Source organism: Deinococcota bacterium (assembly GCA_030858465.1).
Taxonomy (GTDB): domain Bacteria; phylum Deinococcota; class Deinococci; order Deinococcales; family Trueperaceae; genus JALZLY01.
Map to the genome: position 1 here is coordinate 1 of JALZLY010000372.1, position 7099 is coordinate 7099.

General features: G+C 65.7%; 7 protein-coding genes. 4 read left to right on the plus strand and 3 right to left on the minus strand.

Features of this window, described 5'->3' with window-relative positions; translation table 11 throughout:
- Nucleotides 1–2709: tetratricopeptide repeat protein (locus M3498_18395; protein MDQ3461237.1), on the plus strand; the 2709-nt coding region annotated here is incomplete at its 5' end.
- Between the two features lie 234 nt (nucleotides 2710–2943).
- On the opposite strand, the gene M3498_18400 is transcribed toward M3498_18395, so the two are convergent.
- Both M3498_18400 and M3498_18405 read right to left on the minus strand, forming a co-directional pair.
- Nucleotides 2944–3378 carry a putative toxin-antitoxin system toxin component, PIN family gene (locus M3498_18400; GenBank protein ID MDQ3461238.1) on the minus strand — a complete coding sequence of 145 codons (435 nt, stop codon included), beginning with the start codon at nucleotides 3376–3378 and terminating at the stop codon, nucleotides 2944–2946.
- Between the two features lie 20 nt (nucleotides 3379–3398).
- Nucleotides 3399–3668 (minus strand): hypothetical protein, encoded by a 270-nt coding sequence (locus M3498_18405; protein ID MDQ3461239.1) that lies wholly within the window; start codon nucleotides 3666–3668, stop codon nucleotides 3399–3401.
- Nucleotides 3669–3800: 132 nt separating this feature from the next.
- On the opposite strand from M3498_18405, the gene M3498_18410 reads away from it, so the two are divergent.
- The 3 genes from M3498_18410 to M3498_18420 all read left to right on the plus strand — a co-directional run bounded on the left by M3498_18410 (nucleotide 3801) and on the right by M3498_18420 (nucleotide 6824).
- Complete coding sequence (locus M3498_18410) at nucleotides 3801–4796, plus strand: hypothetical protein (GenBank protein ID MDQ3461240.1); 996 nt, start codon at nucleotides 3801–3803, stop codon at nucleotides 4794–4796.
- A 109-nt stretch (nucleotides 4797–4905) separates the two neighbouring features.
- The gene (locus tag M3498_18415; GenBank protein MDQ3461241.1) at nucleotides 4906–5619 is read left to right on the plus strand and encodes a DUF4386 domain-containing protein; all 714 of its coding nucleotides are present in this window, start codon (nucleotides 4906–4908) and stop codon (nucleotides 5617–5619) included.
- A 248-nt stretch (nucleotides 5620–5867) separates the two neighbouring features.
- The gene (locus M3498_18420; GenBank protein MDQ3461242.1) at nucleotides 5868–6824 is read left to right on the plus strand and encodes a hypothetical protein; all 957 of its coding nucleotides are present in this window, start codon (nucleotides 5868–5870) and stop codon (nucleotides 6822–6824) included.
- A gap of 74 nt (nucleotides 6825–6898) precedes the next feature.
- Here the strand turns inward: M3498_18420 and M3498_18425 are convergent.
- Nucleotides 6899–7099: NADH-quinone oxidoreductase subunit N (locus tag M3498_18425; GenBank protein ID MDQ3461243.1), on the minus strand; the 201-nt coding region annotated here is incomplete at its 5' end.

A 7099-nucleotide genomic window follows, 5' to 3' on the forward strand; every position in this document is an offset into this window, starting at 1 on the left:
CAGGCCACCGTCACACCCGAAGCGAAACCGCCAAGTCCGCAAATTCCGCTCCGCGTCCTGCGCCCTCCGGTCCTGGTCGGCCGGGAGAGGGAGTGGGCGAGGATGGAGGCGGCCTGGCAGGCCGGGCAGACGATCGTCGTCTCCGGCCCACCGGGCTCGGGCAAGACCCGGCTGATGATGGACTTTGCCCGCGGCAAGGGCAGCTATCTCCTCAACGAGGGCCGACCCGGCGACGAGGCGGTGCCGCTTCTCAGCCTGGCGCGGGGCTTCCGGCGCTTTTTCAGCACCTTCGCCGAGCTCAGCCTCGAGCCCTGGCTGGCGCTCGAGCTAGCGCGCTTGCTGCCGGACCTCTTCGACCTGTCGCCCCCGCCGATCACCTCTCCCGAGGACCAGCTCAGGTTCCATGAGGCGATGTACAGGGCCGAACGGCTCATCATGGCCAACGTCGCCTCCGTCGTCGCCGACGATCTGCAGTTCTACGACCCCGCCTCCTTCGACGCGGCTTCCAGAGCGACCCTTCGCGTGGTGGCCGAGGGCATAACGGCCCAGGAGGCGCGCACCCTCGCCTGCTTTCGCACGGGCGAGATGCCCGAGCCCTACCTGCGGCACCTCGAGGGGACGGTCGCGCAGGGGCTCGCCGTCCACATCGAACTCGAGCCGCTCGCTCCGGGGGCGGTACGTGAACTCGTGAAAAGCCTCGAGCTCGACCCCTTGGACGCCGCCCAGACCGAAGCGCTCGGCGAGAGCCTCCACCGCTACACCGGCGGCAACCCGCTCTTTATCGTGGAGACGGTGAAGAACCTGCTCGAGTCCGGGCGTCTCGGCGGCGAGCTGCCCCAAAAACTGCCTCCCTCCGGCAAGGTCGGCGCGCTCTTGGCGCAGCGCCTGCACCGCCTCTCCGCGCCCGCCTTAAACCTCGCTTGGGCGGCGGCGGTGGCTAGGGACGACTTCTCTCTCGAGCTCGCCAGCGCCGCGCTCGAAGAGGACGCCTTCGCGCTCGCCGCGCCCTGCGAGGAGCTGGCGCGCGCGCAGATCTTTTCGGGCGGCTGGTTCAGCCACGATCTGCTCTTCGAAGCGAGCCTGGCGGCGATTCCCGCGCCCGTCAAGACGCTCCTCCACCGGCGCTGCGCGCGCTATCTGGAAGCGCAGGGCGCCAACCCAGCGCGCGTCGCCCAGCACTTTTTGGACGCGGGCGAGGCTGCGCGCGCCTCCCCCTTGTTGCTAAAGGCCGCCGAGGCCGCGCAGGCGACCTATCAGTTTGCCGAAGCCGCCAACTTTTTAGAGCGCGTCGCCGACATCTACCAGGCTCAAGGCGACCGCGAGCAGGCCTTTAGCGCGCTGCTCGAGCTCGCGCGCCTGCTCATCGACGCCGACCTCGGCGCGCGCATGGAACGCACGCTCGAGCGTCTGGAGGCGCTCGCCACCACGCCGCTGGCGCGCGCGCGGGCGCTTTACCTGCGGGCCATGCACCACGGCAAGCTCGGCCAAAGCGAGGAAGCCGAACGCGCGGCCCGGCGCGGGCTCGCGCTCATCGGCGAGGACGGCGAGCCGCAACTGAGGAGAGATCTGCTCAACGAACTCGGCACCGCCCTCTTTCTCCGCTCGCGTTTGCACGAGGCGCTGGCGGTGTTCGAGCGCACCTTGGAACTCAGCAATCACCCAAACAAACCGCAGGATCTCGCCGCCACCTTGTCGAACATCGGCGTGGTGCTCGATCATCTCGAGAAGCACCGAGAAGCCGCCGCGCACCACCGGCGCGCCGCCGATCTGGTGCACGACCCCAAGCACGGCGCGCTCCGCGTCTCCGCGCTCAACAACCTCTCGATCAGCCAGGTGGAGCAAGGCCTCGTCCACGCCTCGCTCGAGACCTTGTCGACCTCACTCGAGTTGTGCGAGCGCTTGCAGGGCGCCGAGGGCGTGAGGTTTTTCTCGCTGAGCCTCCTCGGTGCCTGTCAGGCCGACTTGGCGCGCTACTGCGAGGCGCTCGACACCCTGATGACCGCACGCTCGCTCGCTGAACACTACGCCAGCTACGCGGTCGGCGCGATGGAACGCCACCTCGCGCGCATCTACCTCGAGCTTGGTCAGCCCGCGCGCGCGGGCGAATTGCTGGACGCAGCCGCAGCGCGCGACGAGCTGCCCGGCTCGCACCGGGTCGGCATCTGGCTCACGCGCGCCGAGTTGCTCGCACAGACGGGCGGCGACCCGAGCGCCGCGCTCGAGACCGCTCACCAATACTTGCAAACGGCCGACCGAACTACCTTGCGCGTGCGCTATTTGCTCACCGAGGCGCTGCTTCTCGCGCCCGAGTTGGGACTGGCGCGGGCGCAGGAGGCGCGAACACGACTCGAAGCGAGCGAACTCGGCGGTCTTCGCATCGTCGCCGAGACGCGCTGCGCGCAGCTCTCGCTGGCGCTCGGCGACGCCCGCGCCGCGCTCGCGCACTTGGCTGAGGTCGCGGCGCTGCAAACGCGGTATCAGCCCAGCGAGTTCTATCTGGGCGAACTCTACCTGACGCGCTACCGCACGCTGGCGGCGCTCGGCGACGCCAGCGCCCAGGCAGCGCTCGAGGCTTGCCTAGCTTGGATCATGAACATCGCCAACCACCACTGCCCCCTCGAGCATCGCGAGAGCTTCCTGACGCGCAATCCCATCAACCGCGCAATTTTGGAGGCCGCGGTGCGCACCGGTCTCGAGCTTTCCACGTAGCGCCGCACGGTGAGCATGGCTTTTGACTCCCAACGGATGCGCTCTTGGCGCCGATCATCGTGACATCGTGAGGGTGGCGGCAAAAAGCGCTAAGCGCGTGTATAGTCGGGTAAAGCAAGGCCCGGCATGGGAGGTCATGGCGCATGGGACGCAGTTTGGTGCTAAACGTTCCACTGGCTTTGTTCGCTTGCTCAAGTGATAGCAGCTAGCCAAGGCCGCTAGAGCGTTCGGCCTTCAATCCTCGAGAAGACCCGCCTGCCGTAAAAGGGCCAGAAGCGCCCCCGGCGTCAACACCGGCAGACGCCGTGTTCCGTTCTCTAGACGGCCCTGTAGATAGCCTAAGTCCAGAAGGTCACGGTCGAGCGAAACGAGCGCGTCAACGCGCGCCTCGAGCGCTAACCCCAGCAGATAATCGTCGTCCGGGTCGCGGCTTAGCGGCGGCGGAGCAGCCTTATCCGGCCAGACCTCTCCGCGCCGAGCCAAAGCAGCCAGGAGGCGGCTTAGCTCATCCGGCTGGATGCGGCCGTCAAGCTTCGGGCGCAAAAGCACCGCCTGAACCTCGGCTATCAGGCGAGGCGAGAGGACCACCGTAAGGCGCGCCTCCTCGAGCCAGAGCCGGATGAGCCGTGACGAGCCGCCCCGGGCCGACAGCGCCGCCGCAATGAACACGCTCGTATCCAGCACGACTCTCACGGAGACTCAGCGCCACCGGCAGCCCCCTCGCGCCTCGCCGCGCGAACCTCTTCCACCGCCAGGCGCTCGGCCTCTTCCGGCTCGAGGCGCAGGTGGGCAAAGGCGGCCCGCAGCCTTTCCAAGGCGTCGATGCCAAGGTGCTCCCTGAGCGCCTCCTCGACCACGGTCTGGTCGTGCACACCGCGCCGGGCGGCCTCGAGGCGATAGCCCCGCACCACTTCGGTGGGGAGCGTCAGCGTTACCTTCTGTCGCTCCGGTTTAGCCATAAAACCATATTACCATAGGGCTGATCTTTTAGAGCGTCTCAAGACCTCGAGCCAGTCATCCTCCAGTCATCCACTCTCCTCTATATTTCCCATGTCTCAAACGGAGACGCACATCACACGGAGGAGAAAAGGATGAACAGATTCACCAACAGAGTCACTAGAGGTATGGTCATAGCACTTCTTGCCCTGCTCGCGCTGCCCTTTGCCGGCGCCCAGCACGACCACGGCGCGCAAAGCAACGAGGTCACGCTCACCGTCACCGAGGAAGGTTTTGAAGCACCCGACACGCTGGACGAGGGCTACATCGTCTTCACGCTGCAAAACGAGACGGGTCTTACCTACGCCATCACCATCGGCCGACTTCAAGAGGGAGTCAGCGCCGAGGATGTCGCTGCTGCCGGGACCGCCATCGACCAGGCCTTTGTGGAAGGAGGCGACTTCGTCGCCGCGTTTCGCAACCTCGTGACGATCGTCGAGCTGCTGTCCTCGGTCGACGCGGACGGTGACAGCATCGGCGTGGTCCTTAGGCCCGGCCGCTACATTCTCTACGGCGAACTCCGCGGCGGCCCCGAGGGCGAGGGTCCGGCAGAAGAAGGTGCCGAGGCCGGTGAAGACCAGGCTGAAGACGTCGAGGAAGACGCCGAGAGCGCAGAAGCCGAAACGGCAGAAGGCGACGCGACCGCGCCCGAAGGTGCCACGGCGCCGACCATCCTCGAGTTCGAGGTCATCGCCAGTACCGATGCGCCCTCCGCGCCCGAGGCCGACGTGCAGGTCGATATGGTCAACTTCGCCTTCGCCATGCCCGCCCAAATTCAGAGCGGCCCACTCCTTTGGGAAGTTCGCAACCCGAGCGACCAAGCCCACCACCTTATCATCATGAGGCTTCACGAGGGCGCGACCGTTCAAGACGTGCTCGCCTTCATGGAAACCTTTGAGGGCGAGCCCCCTGCCGACGAAGTTGACTACGTCGACATGATCAGTCCCGACGGCACCGTCTACGCCACGCTCGACTTGGAGCCCGGCGACTACCTGGCGCTCTGCTTCATCCCCGATCACGGCGAAGAGGGAAGCGGCGAGCCGCACATCGCGCTCGGCATGCACCAGGCCTTTACGGTGACAGGCAACTAAGCACCTCCAGATTAACCTTGCACTTCAACAGCATTCAGCTTTATATGTTTGAGTTAAGTGCTGAATGGTCAATCAATTCGCTACTATCCATTGAAAGGAAGTACAAGCTGTGGTCGCAAGAGACACTCGCGCAGCGGAAGACAACCGACGGATCGCAGCCTTTGCAGCGTTCGCCATCGCGGCGTTGCCCTTCTACCTCATCGTGCCGAGGGTCATCGGAATGGCTCTCGGGGCGCAGGACCCGACCGGCTCCCCTCTGGATGTCCAGGTCGCCGAAGTCGTCGCCCATCCGAACGTCTACGCCAGTTTCGGTCTGCTCTCCCTGATCGTCGGCTCGAGCCTCATCGTCCTCGCGCTCGCGCTGCACGGACACTTGCGCACGACCGCTCCGTTCGCGATGCGCATCGCGACGACCACCGGCGTCATCGCCGGCGCTCTGTTTCTGTTGGCCGGCTTCGGGCCGATTACGACCGCTCGGGCGCTTCCCGAGCTCCACGCGCAGGATCAGGCGGCTGCTATCGCCATGTACGTGATCAACCAGAGCGTCACCGACCGGCAGATCGTGACAAGTACGGTGCTGTTTGGCGCGTTCGCGTTCATCGCCTCCCTGTTGGGCGCGCGGGCCGGACTGTTCCCCCGGGCGCTCTCCTACCTCGGTGCCCTGGCCGGAATCGTGTTCGTGGGCGACCTTCTCGTACCGGGCCTGTGGCTCGCTGGTCTCTTGGTGATGATCGTGTGGTCGGCGTGGTTGGGTGTTGCTCTGTTGAGGGGCGGGCGGCACGTCACGCCGGCTCCGGAAGAGACGATGCTTGGCCGTGCCTGAAAACGCGCGGATACTCACAAGTGGAGCCCCGGGCCGCGAGCGGCGACGCGGTCACCGACTACTTGCACCTCGCCAGCGAGACGGGCCAGCCCTACCATGCTGTGAAGGAACCCGCTGCCGGTCGTCTACCTCATCGGCTATCCGCGCGAGGCCGCGTCTGCTCCAGCGCCCGCCTAGCGCCCAGTCATCCACTCTCCTCTATACTCCCTTTGTCTCAACGGAGAGACAAATCATCAAGGAGAAAAAGTATGTATAGAGTCACCAGAATGGTCATGGCACTTGTCGCCCTCACGCTTTCCTTTGCCGCCGCCCAGCACGACCACAGCGCGGCTAACGAGGCGACCTACACCTTTGACGGCGAGGCGCTCGAGGGCCCCGAGTCGCTGCCCGCGGGCTATCACCTCGTCACGCTGCAAAACGACGGTGAGAGCTCTGTCGATATCATAGTCGTCCGGCTCTTGGACGGCGCAACGACCGAGGACATCGTCGCGCATTTCCAGGCGATTGACGAGGCCTTCATGGGAGGCGACCCGGTCGAGGCCATCAACGAAGCCCTGACCGTGGCCGAGCTCTACGGTGGCCCGGATACCGAAGGCGGCGAGCGTGGCAGCGTCGGCATCACGCTGCCCGAAGGGCGCTACGCGGTGGTGGCGAGCTACCGTGCGAACGGCGAAGAACAAGCCGATGACGCGATGATCGAAGAGGACACCGGCGACGAGGACACCGGCGACGAGGGAGAGGACGAGGCGAGCGAGGACATGGGTCCCCCACCGCCTTCAAGCTACGCGACGATTGACCTCGAGGTGACCTCTGACGACGCCGCCGAGGCGCCCGAGGCCGACGTCACCGTGCAGATGGTGGAATTCGCCTTCGCCTTTCCCGCCGCCATGCCTGTCGGCGAGCAGCTCTGGGAAGTCGTCAACAGCGGCGAGCAACTCCACCACCTCGTCCTCGTGCGCATCAGAGAGGGTTTCACGATGGACGACGTGATGGCCTACGCCGAGAGCTTCGAGGGCGAGGACCCCACCGAACAGGTCGGCCACGTCAACATCCTGAGCCCCGGCATCAGCAACTTCGCCTCGTTCGACCTCACGCCCGGCACCTACCTCGCCACATGCTTCTTACCCGACCACGGCGAGGACGGCGACGGCAGGCCGCACTTTCTCCACGGCATGATGCAGACCTTTACGGTCGACGGCGACTGACGCCCGACAGAGGTTCGAGACAGCGAGGAGGGGCAGCCCCCTCCTCGGCTTTTTATTACGTCCCTGCCAAAAAGCTACGTCCCTGCCAAAAACTGCTGCCCGACCCTGAGGAGCCCGTACCACCAGCCGGGCAGGATGCCCAAGAGCACCGTGCCGACGGCGCCGAGGGCGATGGCGGCGCCGGTGGCGCGGCCCTGGTGCCTCATGGGCTCGTACTCGGGCTCGCGGAAGTACATATAGACCACCACTCGAGCATAAAAATACACCGCCACCAC

Bases quoted from the DNA above. Each gene is read 5' to 3' on its own strand.
- M3498_18405 (MDQ3461239.1), bottom strand. From the start codon at position 3,668: ATGGCTAAACCGGAGCGACAGAAGGTAACGCTGACGCTCCCCACCGAA.
- M3498_18410 (MDQ3461240.1), top strand. From the start codon at position 3,801: ATGAACAGATTCACCAACAGAGTCACTAGAGGTATGGTCATAGCACTT.
- M3498_18420 (MDQ3461242.1), top strand. From the start codon at position 5,868: ATGTATAGAGTCACCAGAATGGTCATGGCACTTGTCGCCCTCACGCTT.